The sequence below is a fragment of the Pedobacter sp. FW305-3-2-15-E-R2A2 genome, assembly GCF_038446955.1.
In the GTDB taxonomy this organism is placed as follows: Bacteria; Bacteroidota; Bacteroidia; order Sphingobacteriales; family Sphingobacteriaceae; genus Pedobacter.
In genome coordinates this window covers 1,594,703-1,611,392 of the sequence record NZ_CP151803.1, presented here as the reverse complement: position 1 = coordinate 1,611,392, position 16,690 = coordinate 1,594,703, and the positions used below count along the sequence as shown (strand labels likewise).

Here is a 16,690-nt window from a genome sequence, read left to right as displayed (position 1 = left end):
ACATCAGTTGAAATGGAATTGATAACGAACACGACGCCCGATAAGAAAGAACAAGAATACATGAATACTGAAATTGTAAAACTGCATACCGCAGGACTAGTGGTCCTGAAAGATGGAAAGCTACTCCTGGCTTTTAGCAAAAATAAAAAGGCCTGGTATCTGCCGGGCGGAAAAATAGATGCGGGAGAAACTTCGCTTCAAGCCATCATCAGAGAGGTAAAAGAAGAACTTAACCTTCACCTCAATAGTAAAAAGCTCATACTTTATAAGCACATTACCGCAGCGGCCTATGGTGAACATAGCCATATCCAAATGGAACAGGACTGTTTTATGTACAACCTGACAGAAAAAATAACACCCTGCAATGAAATTGAAGAGGTACGCTATTTTGATCTGGAAACCTATCTGCAGGAACCAGCTCAGGTTCCCGGTGTTTTAATGCTTTTCAAAAGCCTTGAAAAAGACGGAATAGTACCTGCTCATATTTAAGGGCAGCTAACTATCAACAAAATAACTTTTTTCCTCCGCTTTCTTTTAACACATTTTAACCTTTCTTTAACATTATTTAACGCAACTTGGTTGTATTTTAGAAGCTTTCAAAGTTAGCAATCAGGAAGTCCCCCCGACTTGATTGTTTTATCATTAAGCCAGGCAGATAGATGGATGTCTTTCTACCTGGCTTTGATTAATTAACCGTTGCCATCCGTGCTCAGTATCTCGCTCATATAATCGAAAAACGGACGCATTTCCAGAAAGGTTTGCCCTGCTTCTTTTAAAAAATCTTCACTAAGCACCTGCTCATCTGAAAATGACCTGATCAGCAAGAACTGCTTATACCTTAACAAATCAATTGCTTCATGCTCCAGATCGAATCCCTTAGGCTTTGTTTTTAACTGATCGCCCTTTAATCCGCCAAAACAGGAGACAAACGAAGGGCTGTTGATGATCTTTCTCAAAGGCCCATCATCAAAAGAGATGTCATCTCTGATGAGTTTTAAATCTGCAGATGATGGTCCCCAGAAACCTCCGCCAATAAAACTCCTGCCTTGTTCAAGATGGAAATAATATCCGCCTCTGCGGAATTTGGTGGCGCGGGTAAAGCTTCCGCCCCAATAGGTCTGATAAGGTGTTTTATCATGGGAGAAGCGAACATCTCTGTAGATGCGGTATAAAGCGCGTTTTCCGGAGGCAGTCTCGATCAGATCATGAGTCCGGAGTCCGGCTAATAAACCCTCTGCGAAACCTTCCATAAGGATCTTTTCCTGCTCAAATTCAGGTTTATGCTGATTGAACCAATCTCTGTTATTGTTGTTTTTTAACTGATTTAGAAAATCAAAGCCAGACTGATGTACTCGTAATGTTTTTTCAGAATAATTTGCCATGGGGCGTATAGAATATATTTTATGTTTATGCTTTAGCAAGCAGTTTAATATCTGTTACTTCGAGAATTTATTTTGGATAGCCTTTTAATACACTGTTGATCATGGCCAGTCCAACTTCATGCATGGTGCTGACGCGATCTGGCATCAGCATTTCTCTGCAAATATAGGATCGTATCATAAGTAATATGACTATAATCAGACTCATTTATGCCGTTTGAACTGATCCCTGCACAATAAAAACAAGCGTCACAACCGGTTAACTGCCCGGAAAATTCATCCGGATTCAGAAAAGAGGGAAGGATACATTCTTTCAACCGGGGATGCTTCAGGCCCTTGGATTTGCGGTTTACCATCAGTACTTCCTTTACCAGAGGATGTTCCAGGCAAGCCAGCAGCCCCCCTTCCCCCTCCAGGCCGGTAGCTCCTGTGAGGTTTACTTTGATTTCCATGATTCAATATACAAATATGAAAGCAAACCTATAAATATTACAAACCAGGTCCTGATCCGGAAGATTTATTTAGTAATATTGAATAAACACTTATTTCGAAACCTTATTATTTCTCAAACATGAAAATTACACTAGACCTTAAATCCATCATGATTGGATTTTTAGGGGCCGCTTTGCTGGTCTCTATCATTAGTTTCAAAAACAATAGCGATGAAAACGAGGGTAAATTTAAGACCGTCATCGGAGAACAGGGCATTGTGATTCTGGATTCACAAACAGGAGCCTATATCATTGCCCCGGTCATGAGGGATTTTGGTAAGGTCCAATGGATCAAAGGAGATTTTTACAATACCCATAAAACAGGGAAAGACAATAAAAAAGAAAACTAGAGCGTAAATCCCTGCCTTCTTACTTAGAAGACAGGGAATTTATTTAACGTAAAAATTGATTTAAACCACAATTCGACTACAACAACGCTTTCAGCTTCTGATCAATATCTTTCTCTTCTCCTGAACGAACAAGGATCTTTCCCTCCTTATCCAACAAAATGTAAAAGGGCAAAAAAGGAGCTTCATACTGAGAGATGACCCTGGCCGTTCTGTTTTTTACCGGGAACTCATCAGCCACCTGGATCCAGGGCATTTGTTCCTGATCCAAAGCCCTGATCCAATCCGATCTCCGGCTATCATTAGTAATGCTGACGATCTCAAATCCTTTAGGCTGATATTGCTGATAGACCTTTTTCCAATGAGGGATTCCTTCCCGGCATGGCTTACACCAGCTGGCCCAGAAATCAAGCATCACATATTTCCCTTTTAAGGAAGAAAGCTTAAATGAACTGCTATCCCTTTTTAAAAGCTGGAAGTCCGGCGCATTTTTCCCAACCATCACTGCCTTTCGGGAGTTGACACGCTTCAGAATCCCCCGGTAATAAACGGATTGCTTCGCTGCTCCATCCATTTTGCTCAACAGCGCATCTATTTCGGGGATGGCCATATCGGAATTCATCCGGTAATAATTGGATAAGATGTACGCGCCTGCTACCGATGACGGCTGTTTAACGAGGTATTCATTAATCCATTTCAACTGCCAGGCATTACTCAGTTTACCCAAAGAATCAAACTTCAATTTCATTTTTTCCTTTAGCTTCGGATCCTTCTCTGCATCATATGCTTTATTCAATCCTGCAAATGCATCCGCAAATTTCAGCTGTTGAGGCTCCTTGTCAAAGGTCTGGTAAGACTCCTGATTGCTGGAACCAGTAATGACCGGATCTTTTAAATTCGCCCCTTTATCGCCTCCATATCCGGTATAATCGTAATGGAGTGCCCCTGCAGTGTCCGATGCGAAAGTCATATCGCTGTTTTCTACAAAAACATTGGCTACCCAATTGCCGGGCTTAACGATAATCGTCATCATTTCCGGATTTTCCACTTTTCCTTTTAATTCAAAGGCACCATTCCTAAAGACGACACTGTCCAGCACTTTCCTGGTCCGTTCCTCTTCATCAAACTGCTGAAGGACCACGACTCCGCTATCCACTCCTTTTATGGTTCCTTTAATGCTAAAACTATCTGATGCAGAGGGCTTACAACCCGCTCCCAGCAGCAACATCAGGCCACCGGAAAGCATTATTGAAGTATATTTCATGTACAGTTTAAAGATTAATTGAACAATTCAGCCAGTTTTTTTGTCAGGGCTAAACCACGCAGGTCTTTGGCAATAATTTTCCCCTGAGGATCAATTAACAAGGTGCTTGGAATTCCCATGATGCCATAATAAGTGGAAACCTCATTTTTCCAGCCTTTCAGGTCTGAAACCTGTGTCCAGGGCATGTTGTCGTCCTTAATTGCCTTTTTCCAGTTTTCCCCTTTATCGTCAAGAGAAACCCCGACAACGGTAAAATTCTTGTCCTTATATTCATTGTAAAGCTTCAGAACATTAGGGTTTTCCGCACGACAAGGTCCGCACCAGCTCGCCCAGAAGTCTACGAGCACATATTTACCTTTGAACGCGGAGAACTGTACAGGCTTACCATCGGTATCATTCTGCCTGAAATCCAGCATCGGTTCTCCAATCGCACTTCTTTTTAAAATGGCCAGACGCTCAGAGATGCGCTTGCCCTCCTCACTTTGCTGCGCCGATGGAGCAAGTTTATCAAAGGCCAATGCCACCTCATCATAACTTCCCATCATTGCCTTTTCTGAAACCATACTAATGCTTAAAGGACTTGCAGGGTGTGCAGCAATGTAATTGTTGTTCCGCTCCCTCCGCTGTTTCCTTAAATCATCGACCTTTTCCTCCAATGCAATCTGCTCATCCTTGCTTACCTTCCCCCATTTTTTATACAAAGGAGATTCCTGATCATCAAGGTCTTTCAAGGTTTTATCATAAGCCTCATATTCGTCCTGCGACTTAGATCCGGTGATCTTTATTTCGTCAGTGCTTTTTCCTCCGCTGATTTTAATGTTTCCACTTTCCACGAAAAACTGATAATACCTTCCGAAAAGCATCGTGCCTACCTTCTGTGGTTCAGCCATTTTCGTCACCCATTTAAACTGGCCGTTATTGACCTTAACAGTATCCGTCACCGCTTTCCCATCTTTAAAGTAATAGATAGAGATTTCTTTTTCTTTCAAACCTTCCAGCTTACCTGATACGTTTGCCGTTTGCGCATAAACCGTAATGCCGCAGCACAACAAGGCGGGCATGATTAATTTTAATTTCTTTATCATCTTCGATTATTTTAATAGTTCTGCTAATTTTTTATCGAGGTCCTCATCAGAACCACCATTGTGATCTCCGTACCTGCCTATAATCTTTCCCGATGGATCGATCAGGATTTTTGTAGGTAAAGAATGAATGCCATACTTCTCAGAAATGTCTCCCGGATTAGGTAGATCTTTCATCCTCAGGTCCATATCCAAGCCACGCAAAACGTGATGCCAAATGCCTATTTTATCCTGATTTACTGCCTTTTTCCAGGCTTCATGATTGCGGTCATCATCAGAAACACCGATAATTTCCAGGCCCTTCTCATGGTAAGTATTGTACACATTAATCAGGTGTGGATTTCCCTTGCGACAAGGCACACACCAGCTGGCCCAAAAATCAATGATCACATATTTGCCTTTGAAATCTGAAAGTGACAGCGGCTGATCATTGAGGTCTTTCGCCGTAAAATTTGTAGCCACACTTCCAGGCATTCCGGATTCAATCTTGCGGATTTCCTTGTCCAGCTCCTTTACCGCTTTCTCTTTTTTCATCGCCGCGTTAAAGTTATTGTACACCCTTTTGGTCGAATCCAACCCCATTTGGGCGAGGTAAAACCGCATCATATCTGCAGTCACATAAGAATTGGGATGGGCGATAAAAAAATCATAGGTGATCTTTTTAATCCTGTCGTTATATGGTCCCAGCTGGTCCCGGATTTCTGAAGCTTTTTCATGATCTTTTTCTTTTTCTAAAGCATCGATCACGGGCTGCATCTCCTTTCGGATCCCGGCAATACTTCCCTGGAGCTCATTCAACTCCAATTGGGTTTTCGAACCGGTGATTTTAAAGTTTTTCGGCTCGGTGGAAATACCGGAAATCGTAAGTATTCCGGGCTCCAGGTATACTTCTGTCATCCTTTCCCAAAACTGTTGGCGGGGAATCACCTCCCCTTTCTTTTTAAATAGAATTCTGGCGCCCACAGGCTTATTGATTTTGCCGCTAAGGCTAAATTTCCGGTTCACAATCGGTTTGGATACCTGAACCTGTTTTCCTGCAGCATCGGCATAATAAAGCAGTACAGAATCTGCAGCGCTCACATTTCCGTTAAGCTGGAACTGATTTTTTGCTTGCCCCGTCTGGGCAAAAGATGCTTGTCCCTGGTAAAACAAAAAGGGCAGCAATAAAAGGTGACTTATTTTCATGATTTAGGGTTTTTATAGGTGTTAAAAAAAGGTGTTAATTTTTGCTATAGCCAGGGTTCTGATCACCAATCATTGGATTTTTATCAAACTCCTCTTTTGGAATTGGAAGAATAAAATGGTTCTTATCTGTAATTGCAGGCTTTACCGTCAATACAAAGGACAGTGGCATTCTCAATAGCGCAGACCAGTCCTGACCATCTTCAAAAGATAAGTTCCTGGCAGTTTCATTATAGATCTGAATCAATAGTGCATCTGGTGTATTGGCATTGTCTACTGCAGAGAAATCGCTTACCCCCGCATGTGTCAGCACCGTTTTAAGCAAGCCCTTTGCGGCATTAAGATCCCCACCTGAACGTGCAATCCCTTCTGCCTGGAGTAAATAAACTTCAGTCAACCTCAAGGCATAAGAAAACTCGACCTTTGGCCCTTTATATTTAAGAATCCCATCAGGTTCTGTCCCTACCACACCAATCATCCAGCTGTTTCTCGGATCAGTTGCAAAGAGCGCTTTTAAGGATGCTGTAGCAGTATAGCCCGGACTATTTCTATAAAAATAAGTATCGAATTTACTCACCTGGTTCACTTTTGGAAACAGTCCAAGCATTACTTCTTTACTTTCCAGTCCCTTAGCACTAAAGATGTCCTGAAGATGAGTTTCCAGCAAATACGGGGAATTCCGGATGATGTCGTCCGTCAAAGCAACCGCCTGCGCGTAGTCGCCGGCAGCTCCCCTTATCATAAGGACCCTTGCTTTAAACGCTTTGGCCACCCATCTGTTGGTATAGTAATTTACACTGCTCACTGGTCCATGCGCAATCGCATCATCCAGATCGGCCAGAATAAAATCGTAACTTTCTTTGACAGAGCTCCGCTTTTGAGCAATGTTATTGGTGGTGACGAATTCCTTCCTCAGCAATACACCATAATTGCTGTTGAGGTCATGAAACTCCGCGAAATACCGCAGCAAGCCCTGATGACCATAAGCCCTTAAAAGCCTTGCTTCAGCAATAATCTCCAACTTCCGGCTCCCGGAAAACTGTTGATCCTGAAGTTTAGAAACCTGCTCAATGACCCCATTTGCTGCATTCAACAGGCTATAATAGGTTTCCCACAACCTTGCAACAGAATAATCCGTTGCCGAAATGAGGTTGTTCTCATCCAATGATGATCCCCCATGCGGATAGGTAATATAACCGGCCAGATAAGTGGGGGTAATTTCATGGTTCCCGGACCACAGTATACTAGGTGTCCCCCGATCATCCCCACCCTCAGCCAACCGAAGGTAGACACCGTTTAAAGCCACTTCCGCACTCTTTTGATCAATGATCGCATTTCCTTCCACCTTAGACTGGGTAGGCAATGCATTTAGTTCCTTTTTGCAGGATACTGGAATCCCCAATGCCAAAAAGCACAGGCTGTATATCAGAATTAATTTCTTCATCGCTTTAATATTTTATGATTAAAATCCCATACGAACACCAAAGGTGTATGACTTCACTGTTGGATAAGTGCTCACATCACGTCCGCCTCCGATCACACTTCCCGGATCATCACTCACTTCAGGATCAGGCCCAGGATAATTGGTCACCGTGAAAATATTGGTCCCTGTCGCATATACCGACAGGTTGCTCATCCTCAGTTTCTTTAAGATCTTTTGAGAAACATTATAGGCCAGCGTAAGTGATTTAAGTTTCAGATAAGAGGCATCGTATACGTTTAAATCGGTGAGCATTGGTGTATCATTGAATACATACCTGGGTCTTTCTGATCCGGTATTGGATTCACTATAATGTTCCAGCGCCCTGATCCCTTTATTGGGCAAACTATTGAAGCCCATATCACTCACATCCTTCTGATAAATCAGGTCACCGCCATAAGAAAAAGTAAACAGGGAGATCAGGCTAAAATTCTTGTAGGAAAGCGTATTGGTATAGCCACCAAAGAATTTAGGAGCTGCATGTCCGATGATGTCCTGCTTCCAGAAACTATCTTCAATTTCATACGACATATCTCCGATGTTTAACAATGGGCTGAAAATGCTCCAGTAGGGAAAAGCATTTTTATAATCCTCCAGCTGTTGCGGGGTCTTGATCACCCCTTTTGCTACCCTGCCATACAACAGGCCCAGAGGCTCGCCTTCTTTCACTATACTGGTGCCCAGGTTCAGTGCATTCCGGTCATTTGGATTAGAAAAAGGACCGCCGTCTATATTGATGACTTTGGAAATGTTTCTTGAAATATTGATAGCACCATTCCAGCTGAAGCCTTTACTCCTGACAAAATCGCCATGAAGATCCAGTTCTAATCCCCTGTTCCTGATTTTGGCAATGTTGTAAATCACACTGCTGTAAGAAGAACTGGGTGCAGGTGTAAGGTTTAAAAGTGCGCCGTCGGTTACTTTATTGTAATAGCCGAAAGTACCACCGAGCCTGCCTTTAAAGAAGGAGAAGTCTAACCCAAGGTCCTGCTGACTGGTCGCTTCCCATTTGATATTTACGTTACCGAGTTGATTGGGGACCAGGGCATTTTTATCCGCATAAGCATCCGGAGCGTACAAAGTACGCCACATATGGTCGCCAATGCTTTGAGTTCCGGTCTTACCCATACTGGCCCTGATTTTAACCTCATCGATCCATTTCACTCCTTTCAGGAAGTTCTCCTGAGAAACTCTCCATCCGATGGCTCCCGAAGGAAAATAACCGACCTGATTGGAAGGAGAAAACTTGGAGGAAGCATCAGACCTGCCGGTAAAAGTGAAGAGGTATTTATCCTTAAATACATAATTCGCACGGATATAAAAGGACAAAAGGGAACTCTGGCTAGCCGGATTTGCGCCTTTTACCGATACTGCCGTCGCTGCCGAGCCCAGGTTATTGAGTATAAAATCATCCGGAAAACCTCTTCCTGTAGCGGAAAAGAAATCAGCTTTATTGTTTTCCCAGGAAGTACCTGCCAGAACGTTTAAACGATGATCATCATTAAACTCTTTATTCCAGGTCAGCGTATTTTCAATAAAACTACTCAAAGAGTTAGAACTGGCCTGAGTACCTAAACCGCCCTGGGAATTTTCACGACCATAAAAACCACCGATCTCGACAAAACTTGGCACATAATTTAATTGGTTATAGGCTCCATAGTTGACAGATAGTGTACTCTTAAATTTCAGGTCTTTCAGGATGTCGTATTCAGCGGAGACAGAACCCATCAAGGTATAATCTTTTGCTCTGTTGGTTCCTGCAATTACAGCCAATGGGTTTTGATAACCTCTGTAATCTGAACTGAGCAAACCCAGCTGGGAGTAGGAACCATCGCTGTTGTATGGAGAAAATGTAGGCGGCGCAGTGAGTGCCTGACCATAAACACCGTTCGTAATGTTGTTTTGTGTATAACCAAAATTCAGGTTAGTGATCAGACGTAAGCGTTTGGAGATTTCGCTGTCCAGGTTTATTTTCCCGGAAAGACGGGTAAAATCAGTTCCTTTTATCGTTCCGTTCTGATTGGTATAATTAAGCGAAGTATAATACCTGGACCCGATCCCACCACCGCTTAAAGCAAAATCCGCATTCTGGGTAACACCTGTTCTTAAAATCAGGTCCAGCCAATCGGTATCCGCATCTCCAAAGAAGGAAGGATCATTCAGGATGCTCAGGGCCTGTTTTGCCGTACCTGTTGTTAAACTCAGGTTCAGGCGTTTACGTTCATTGATGTAATTATTGGCTCCTTCTTTAAGTCCGGCTTTATACTGCTCCGCATTCAACACCTTTTCTTTAATCGGATTGTTAAGGCCTACATAATAATTGGCACTAAGGAGTGGTTTGGAGTTCAGCTTTCCCTTTTTCGTGGTAATGATCACTACGCCATTTGCCGCTTTCGATCCATAAATTGCCGTAGCAGAAGCATCTTTAAGGATATCAATACTCTCGATATCGGAAATGTTCAGGCCGGCAAGGTTGTTTAGCCCTCTGGAGAATGCGCCGGAAACACTGTTGTTAAAATCTTCTCCGTAATTGGCAGCCTCTACCGGATTCACGATGTCAGACTGCCCGTTGATGTAATTATTAGAGATCACGGTAGGAATTCCATCAATCACATACAGGGGATCATTTGTTCCAAGAAGAGAGGCCCCTCCACGAATTCTGATCCTTACCGCTCCACCCGGAGATCCGTCTGCCTTGGTTACCTGTACGCCTGGCGCTTTTCCGGCAAGTGCATTGTCGATACTCATAAAAGGAACATCTCTTACTTCATTCACATTTACGGAAGAAACAGATCCGGTCAGGTCCTTTCTTCTGGTGCTTCCATAACCCACTACGACCATCTCATTGAGTTTGTTCAGCTCAGGCTCCATCTGCACTACCATCCCCTGCTTTGCGGGCAGTTCTTTCGTAGCAAGGCCTACACAGGAAAAAACAAGAATCGTGTTTTCATCCGGCGCATTGATAGAAAACTGACCTTCTACATTGGTTGCAGTCGTTTTATTCCCTCCTTTAATTCTTACGCTGACCAGGTTAAGTGGATTTCCATTGAGGTCTTTAACGGTACCATTAATGATCATCACGGTCTTACTTTCTGTCCGAAACTGTGGCTCCCTGAGCTTTTCCTTCACCAGAATGGTTTTATCAAAGATGCTGAAGGTAAAAGGTTGCTGACTGAAGATCTGTTCCAGTGCAAAGGCAATCGGAACATTCGTCAGCGTTAAGGTAACGGGGCTCGACTTCTCAATGAGCTGTGCATCATACAGCAACTGATATCCGCTTAGTTTCCTAAGTTTTTGCAAAACATTTTTTAATGGGGTATTCTTCTCCGTCAAGGTGATCTGCTGGGAATACCCGGATGCTGAAACATGAAGACAGCAGATCAGGACGATAATTGCAGTCAATTTCATAATTAAAATTAATTTAGATTTTAAATCGAAGAATGAAGGGAGACCTTTTTTAGGGCAATAGGGTTCCTTGTATTGAATTTTGAAATTCATACATTTGTTAAGTTAAGGTTGTGGTTCGTTGATTGAGTTATTTTTTTTACGGCTGTGCCTTAATAGAACCAGATGCGGTGCAACGCATCTGGTTTAATTTTTCTTGGCGGTGTATAAATGACTACATAAGCATTGTTTTTAGGTTAATATTTAGTGTTTTAAGTTGATCACTTTAATGGTCTTTTGGTCTATTTCAAACTGTATCCCTCCCGCTATTTCCAACATCTCCAAGACCTTTGAAAGGTTCACACTCCTGGAAATAAATACGGTAAAAAATCTGTTTTCCGGAACATGGCTATAATCGACCTCTACATTATACCATCTGGAGAGCTGCTGTAAGATACTTTTCAGGTCCAGCTCATTAAACAGAAAATTCCCGTCTTTCCAGGCCGTAGCCATTTCAATATCTGCAGGACCAGTCTGAATGGTCTTCCGAAGTGTCGCTTGCTGACCTGGTTTAAGCAGTGCAAAATCTTTCCCCTCAATAGGATTCAAGATGTTCCCGAGACGGTGAACAAGTACTGCTCCCTGAAGCAAAGTCGTTTTCGTGACGTCCTCCTCAGCATAACTGCTCAGGTTAAAATGAGTTCCCAATACCGACAGTTCCTGACGGGCAGTTTTTACAATAAAAGGTTGCTTTTTATTATGGGCAACTTCAAAATAGGCTTCGCCGTTTAATTCAACTTCCCGTTTTTTCAAATTTGTAAACATGGCCGGAAAGCGGAGCGATGACGCGGAGTTTAGCCAGACTTTCGTCCCATCCGGCAGAACAACCTGATATTGCCCGCCTTTTGGCGTTTCAATCTTATTGTATATCGGTTGACCAGTTTTAGCTGTATTTGAAAGCGCAGAAAGGGTATAAATGAGCTGTCCATCTGCCGATTTACTAATGGCAACCCCGGTTTCCTTAGCCAATTCCCCGTTCGCGGCATCGCTTAATACAATTCGTTTTCCATCTGCAAGGGTCAAATAAGCTTTGTTGCCTCCGGCAGGAACATCTTGTTTTGCAATGCTCACAGAAGTTGATCCGCCACGGTGGAGATAAAAGAACAAACCGCTGCTCAGGGCAATCAGAATGACCGCTGCAGCTGCAAAGCGAGGCCACAAACGCAACGGAGTTTTTTGAACTTCCGGCTCCTCATCGAGTCTGCTCCAGATATGATCTATGCGTTGTTCGGCTTCTGCATCGGCGAGATCAATCTCTTCATCTGTTCTCCATTGCAAATACCAGCTTTCCAACATGCCGACCTCTTCTGCAGTACATTGCCCTGCATCGAATTTTTCAAGTAATGATTTTAGTTCTTCTTTGTTCATCTTCTGAGGACACTAATGATCTGGGTTTAAAGATATAGACCATCAACTCCTGCCGAACAGGTAGATCATTTTAAAAAAAATTATTAAGGTTTAATAAAAAAGGCCAGGAAGGTTAAAAACCAGAGTTTTGCCCGCAGGATTCTCAGTGCATTGGTCACCTGCTTGGAAACTGTTTGCTCAGAAAGCTGTAACTGATCAGCGATTTCTTTATGAGACAGATGGTGCTTTCGGCTCAACTCAAATATTTCTCTCATTTTCGAAGGAAGCGCAGCAATCTCTTTCTCAATGAGTACGGTCATTTGATGCTCCCGGACAAGATGATCCGTAATATTAACAGTGCTCTTTGCAGTTTCAAAAAAGGAAGTAATGTAGGCCGATTCGATGTCTTTATGCGCCATGAATTTAAAGACCCGGTTTCGCACCGCTGTATATAAATAACCGGACAGGTGTGTTTTTAAAACAAAGGTTTCCCGGTTGTTCCACAACACTGCAAAAAGATCATGAATGATGTCTTCCGCTTCATCGGCATTTCTTAAACGCTTGTAAACATGCAGGTATAAAAGATACTTATACCTGTTGTAGATCTCGGTAAAAGCAGCCCGGTCTCCCTGCTGCAATAAAATAGCCAATTCACCGTCACTAAGACCAGTATAAGTTATCATCCCCATGTTCCCCTTAACATAAAGGTAACAAACACCTGTCAATGTTGATTAAACAATTTTGAATTTTGAGGGTACTTCCTATTGGCCTTCAGACCTCAGACCATAAAACCATTGGTTAAAAGAAACGGTTAAAGGCCTTAAAAAGGCTTAACCAATTTCTAATAAGTAGAATGAAAAATAATTACAGAAATTAAAATACAAATCCACAACAGTTAAAAATATTTATTTTATAAATTAGTAAACATTTTAAACAAAAAACCGTTATAAGAGTTATAATCATCTAAAATATAAGCCAATGAACCCATTTGACATTGAAGTAACAGTGAGCAACAAAAAAGAAAAGCTACAAGTAGTTCCTTTTGACAAAGAAAACAAGTACAAGCTCCTTAATGGAGAGAAAGAAGTAGGAACAGTATGGCCTGCTGACGGAGAAAATGGCGGTCTATGGAAGTCAGATGTATTCATGACCCACCAGCAGCTGATTGAAATCGGTCAGAAAATTGCACAGCGTAACCAGTACGTATAACACCTACGGGTTACTTTTTTAAAGCGGAAGTTCGATATAGAAAATGGATCCTTTTTCAGGTTCACTTTCCACCCATATCCTTCCTCCATGAGTTTCAATAATCTGTCTGGAGATCGCAAGTCCAAGTCCATAAGGTTGTTCACCTGCAGTTCCCGACCTTTGTCCTTCGCCAGACATATCAAAGATTTTGGTTTTAATTGCTGCCGGAATTCCGATCCCGTGATCTTCCACAGCAATTAAAACCCTTTCTTTTTCTTCCTTTACGCTGATGTTAATGATTGCCGATTCCGGGCTAAACTTAACCGCATTTCCAATCAGGTTACTCATCACACGCCACATCTTTTCTGTGTTTACAGGTATGGTCACATGCACTGCATGCAAAATTAACTGCTGCTTCTTCTCTTCTGCTTTATGACGAAGCAGGTTTACACAGTAATTAAGCAATACATATAAGTCTACTGGTTCTTTCTGCAGGTTTTCGGTCTTACTATTCACCTTGAGCAGATCATTGACCAGATGAAGCGAATTTTGTCCCGATTTCTTAATCATTTCCAGCATCACCAGGTCGTCCTCAGGACGTTCCTGATCTACCAGCATTAAATCAGCCATTGAGGTGATGTTTCCAATCGGATTGCGGAGGTCGTGGGCCACAATCATCATCATCTTCACATTTTCTTCCTGGCTCTGTTCCAGGGAACTCAGTGTTTTCTGCATATTGATGTTCTGTTCAGAAATCTGCTTATTTATCCTTCTGGAATGCCGCAGGTTATACCAGATAAAGAAAAGAATGATCATGACCATAATGATACAGATCACTGCAGCAGCGAGGTAAGCGGTCTTCAATTGATTGTCTTTATTCAATAAGGCCAGACGATATTTCTGCTCGCTATCGCTGAAAACTTTATCAATATCAAAATCCTTTAACTCCCTGTCGGCCCTAATCACAGAGTCGCGGGACACATCGCTCTTTTGCAAATAAGGGTAAGCGAGTAAAGGCTCCCCTCTTTTATGGTAATACTCATACTTCAGCCTCACCCATTTTACCCTGATGTTATTGTTCCTTTGTCCTAAACCATATTTACCGGACAAATAGCCTTTCAGTTCATTTAAAAGCCTTTCCGCAGGGATAAAATCCGAACGTCTGATGTACAAATCAGCAAGCTTTAATTTAGCTGTTTGCGCATCCTGAATCTCATAACCCGCCCGGTCGTTGATGGCAATACTTTCCTTCAGGTATTTTTCCGCTTGTTGATCATCTCCTTTTTTAGCGTAAATCCCACCTAAATTTCCGTAGATCACCCCATTTGCCCCGGTTATAAAAGCTTCCCGTTTTGGAAAACGAGCCTTACTGGCAGCAATAAAATCCAGTGCTTTATGATAATAAACGATGGCGCTATCAAGCTCCCCCGATTTCTCAAAACACAACGCAATGGTGTTCAGATAATTCTGAGGATTGATAAAGAGGTAATCAAAGCCAAAGCCCGGGGTACAACCCTTATTTTCAATGATCGCTTCTTTAAAGAAAGGGATGGCCTTCCCGTATTCTTCCTGAGTATACCTGACCATTCCAAGCCTATAACTAAAAATAGAAAGCGGACAGCCTTCCAGGTTTTTATTTGCAAAAGACCGCCCATCATAAAAAGCCTTAAACGATTCTGTGTATCTCTTTTCGGCCATTAATACCTCTCCAAGAAAAAACAGCGCATTGGTGTATTCGTTTTTATAAATCGTTTCCTTCCCTTTTAAAAGGAAAAAAATACTGTCTGTATAAAGCTTGGCCTTTGGGATATTGAAATCATAATTCAGGTAAATGTTAAACAGGTTATCATATTTCCGGTATAGGTCCTTAATCCCCGGATGAGGAAAGACCCCATAAGCGGAATCCAGATGCTTAATTGCGCTTTTATTCTGACCATCACCAAGATAAGTGCTGGCCTGATTAATCACCGTATCGAAGTGTACCTGATGATTGGCCGGCTCCTTTACAATTTGTTTGCAGGAGAAAGTCATAAGCGTATAAACTAAACACAGAAAAAATAAGGTTACTCGAAAAGACATCAGCAGGTTTTATCCTTTGTTCATATCACAAATCATTCCATTGTCAAATGATCAGGACATCCTCCCTTTCTTAAGTCGGTTCTACGCTATGAAATCCATCTTTAAACGTACCTGCTCATGGAAGTTTCTAATACTTCTTTTGCGACTAAGTAAACATTCTGATCCGCATAAAACCCATGCATAGTATCGAAGTCCAGCTGATGCATGAGCGCTTTAATCCGTTTAATTTCTTCCAGAGGTAAAGGAATCCTGTTGGGATAACTGTACATCGCAGCCATATGTTTTTTACTTGGAGAAATGTAAAAGGTGTCCCCGCAAAGCACTACTCCCTTCGGAGAAAGAAAAGGAATATGTAAAATGCTGCTACCCGGAAAATGCCCACCTACATTGATGATGCTGATTCCATCCCAGAGTTCCTGCTCTGCCCCCTCCCAGAGCCTCACCTGATCTCCCTTATTGAAAATCCACTGCTCATCATTCTTGTGGATATATATCGGACAGTTAAAGGTGGCCGCCCATTCATTCATTGTCGTATAATAATGAGGATGAGAAAAAGCAATGGCCTTTAATCCGCCTTTGGAATTGATAAATTCAATGATGGGTTCATTTAGAAGGGAAATACAATCCCATAAAATGTTTCCTGCAGGTGTGATCACCAACAATGCCCTTTGTCCAATGCCAAACGAGGGCATCATCTTTAATTCATAAAGATGGTCGTTCAACTTTTTAGTAACCATAAGGTGATTTTTGGAGAGCTCATCCAGATCGGTCCAGGTCTGGCCTGTTTCAGGGATGTATTGCCGGTCGTCAACACAGATAGGACACAGTTTAATGGGTTTGCTGCTCATCGGCAACTGCGTACCGCAAGCGGTACAAATCTGATTCTTCATAGGGGATTTAAGTTTATCGGTTTTCTTTTTTTAAGATCAGTTCATCGATGCTCCAGGGATATTTTGGCGCAGTAGACAAGAGAAAGGCAGCAGCACTAAACGCAAACACAGAATAATCTAAGGGATCTTTGAGGCCAAAAGAATAGGTCATCGCCAATGCGAATGCTAAGGTTAATGCGGCAGCTCCAACAGAAATCCAGCGGATTTGATAACCGATGAGTAGCAGGATCGCAAAGCCAGCTTCAAAAATGGTACTTGCGATCGCAAGAATTAAAACTGAGCCCTCCGGAGCAAAAGAGTTTACCTTTCCAACATAAGCTAAAAAGTTCTCCCAGCCTGAAGAATGACTGCCTAACAAACCCAGTCTGCTGCTTACAGCAGATAAAAATCCCATGGCTAATGCAAATCGTAAGAGAAGTGTTGCGGTGTTCTGATATCTTTCCATATTTGTTTTGATTCAGCTATAAAGGTGCAACAAGAGGCCTCCCTAAAGAATAGAGAATCCCGGAAAAAGCAT

At 42.3% G+C, this 16,690-nt stretch carries 15 protein-coding genes; 3 read left to right on the top strand and 12 right to left on the bottom strand.

Annotated features, from left to right (window positions below; genetic code table 11):
- The first annotated feature begins 12 nt into the window (after positions 1-12).
- On the top strand, positions 13-489 hold the full coding sequence (locus tag AAFF35_RS06755) for an NUDIX domain-containing protein (protein WP_342331648.1): 477 nt from the start codon (positions 13-15) through the stop codon (positions 487-489).
- A gap of 200 nt (positions 490-689) precedes the next feature.
- Here AAFF35_RS06755 and AAFF35_RS06750 read toward each other — a convergent pair whose 3' ends face one another.
- Both AAFF35_RS06750 and AAFF35_RS06745 read right to left on the bottom strand, forming a co-directional pair.
- On the bottom strand, positions 690-1,382 hold the full coding sequence (locus tag AAFF35_RS06750; RefSeq protein ID WP_342331647.1) for a DUF2461 domain-containing protein: 693 nt from the start codon (positions 1,380-1,382) through the stop codon (positions 690-692).
- 116 nt (positions 1,383-1,498) lie between these two features.
- Complete coding sequence (locus AAFF35_RS06745; protein WP_342331646.1) at positions 1,499-1,831, bottom strand: hypothetical protein; 333 nt, start codon at positions 1,829-1,831, stop codon at positions 1,499-1,501.
- Positions 1,832-1,950: 119 nt separating this feature from the next.
- On the opposite strand from AAFF35_RS06745, the gene AAFF35_RS06740 reads away from it, so the two are divergent.
- On the top strand, positions 1,951-2,220 hold the full coding sequence (locus tag AAFF35_RS06740; protein WP_342331645.1) for a hypothetical protein: 270 nt from the start codon (positions 1,951-1,953) through the stop codon (positions 2,218-2,220).
- Positions 2,221-2,296: 76 nt separating this feature from the next.
- Here the strand turns inward: AAFF35_RS06740 and AAFF35_RS06735 are convergent, their stop codons facing one another.
- The 7 genes from AAFF35_RS06735 to AAFF35_RS06705 all read right to left on the bottom strand — a co-directional run bounded on the left by AAFF35_RS06735 (position 2,297) and on the right by AAFF35_RS06705 (position 12,705).
- Entirely contained in the window at positions 2,297-3,481 is a 1,185-nt protein-coding gene (locus AAFF35_RS06735; RefSeq protein ID WP_342331644.1) for a TlpA disulfide reductase family protein, read from the bottom strand.
- Positions 3,482-3,495: 14 nt separating this feature from the next.
- A complete protein-coding gene (locus AAFF35_RS06730; protein WP_342331643.1) occupies positions 3,496-4,566 on the bottom strand; it encodes a TlpA disulfide reductase family protein in 1,071 nt (356 codons plus the stop codon).
- Positions 4,567-4,572: 6 nt separating this feature from the next.
- Positions 4,573-5,748, bottom strand: coding sequence for a TlpA disulfide reductase family protein (locus tag AAFF35_RS06725; RefSeq protein WP_342331641.1), 1,176 nt, complete (start codon positions 5,746-5,748; stop codon positions 4,573-4,575).
- Positions 5,749-5,782: 34 nt separating this feature from the next.
- Positions 5,783-7,189, bottom strand: a complete 1,407-nt coding sequence (locus AAFF35_RS06720) for a RagB/SusD family nutrient uptake outer membrane protein (protein WP_342331640.1) — start codon at positions 7,187-7,189, stop codon at positions 5,783-5,785.
- Positions 7,190-7,207: 18 nt separating this feature from the next.
- Entirely contained in the window at positions 7,208-10,633 is a 3,426-nt protein-coding gene (locus AAFF35_RS06715; RefSeq protein WP_342331639.1) for a TonB-dependent receptor, read from the bottom strand.
- 240 nt (positions 10,634-10,873) lie between these two features.
- The gene (locus AAFF35_RS06710) at positions 10,874-12,037 is read right to left on the bottom strand and encodes a FecR domain-containing protein (RefSeq protein WP_342331638.1); all 1,164 of its coding nucleotides are present in this window, start codon (positions 12,035-12,037) and stop codon (positions 10,874-10,876) included.
- 83 nt (positions 12,038-12,120) lie between these two features.
- Entirely contained in the window at positions 12,121-12,705 is a 585-nt protein-coding gene (locus tag AAFF35_RS06705; RefSeq protein WP_342331636.1) for an RNA polymerase sigma-70 factor, read from the bottom strand.
- A gap of 289 nt (positions 12,706-12,994) precedes the next feature.
- Between AAFF35_RS06705 and AAFF35_RS06700 the strand changes: the two genes are divergently transcribed.
- The gene (locus AAFF35_RS06700) at positions 12,995-13,225 is read left to right on the top strand and encodes a hypothetical protein (RefSeq protein WP_342331634.1); all 231 of its coding nucleotides are present in this window, start codon (positions 12,995-12,997) and stop codon (positions 13,223-13,225) included.
- An 18-nt stretch (positions 13,226-13,243) separates the two neighbouring features.
- Here AAFF35_RS06700 and AAFF35_RS06695 read toward each other — a convergent pair whose 3' ends face one another.
- The 3 genes from AAFF35_RS06695 to AAFF35_RS06685 all read right to left on the bottom strand — a co-directional run bounded on the left by AAFF35_RS06695 (position 13,244) and on the right by AAFF35_RS06685 (position 16,618).
- Positions 13,244-15,283 (bottom strand): tetratricopeptide repeat-containing sensor histidine kinase, encoded by a 2,040-nt coding sequence (locus AAFF35_RS06695; protein ID WP_342331633.1) that lies wholly within the window; start codon positions 15,281-15,283, stop codon positions 13,244-13,246.
- Positions 15,284-15,384: 101 nt separating this feature from the next.
- The gene (locus tag AAFF35_RS06690) at positions 15,385-16,173 is read right to left on the bottom strand and encodes a hypothetical protein (RefSeq protein ID WP_342331632.1); all 789 of its coding nucleotides are present in this window, start codon (positions 16,171-16,173) and stop codon (positions 15,385-15,387) included.
- A gap of 13 nt (positions 16,174-16,186) precedes the next feature.
- Entirely contained in the window at positions 16,187-16,618 is a 432-nt protein-coding gene (locus tag AAFF35_RS06685; protein ID WP_342331630.1) for a TQO small subunit DoxD, read from the bottom strand.
- Positions 16,619-16,690: the final 72 nt, after the last annotated feature.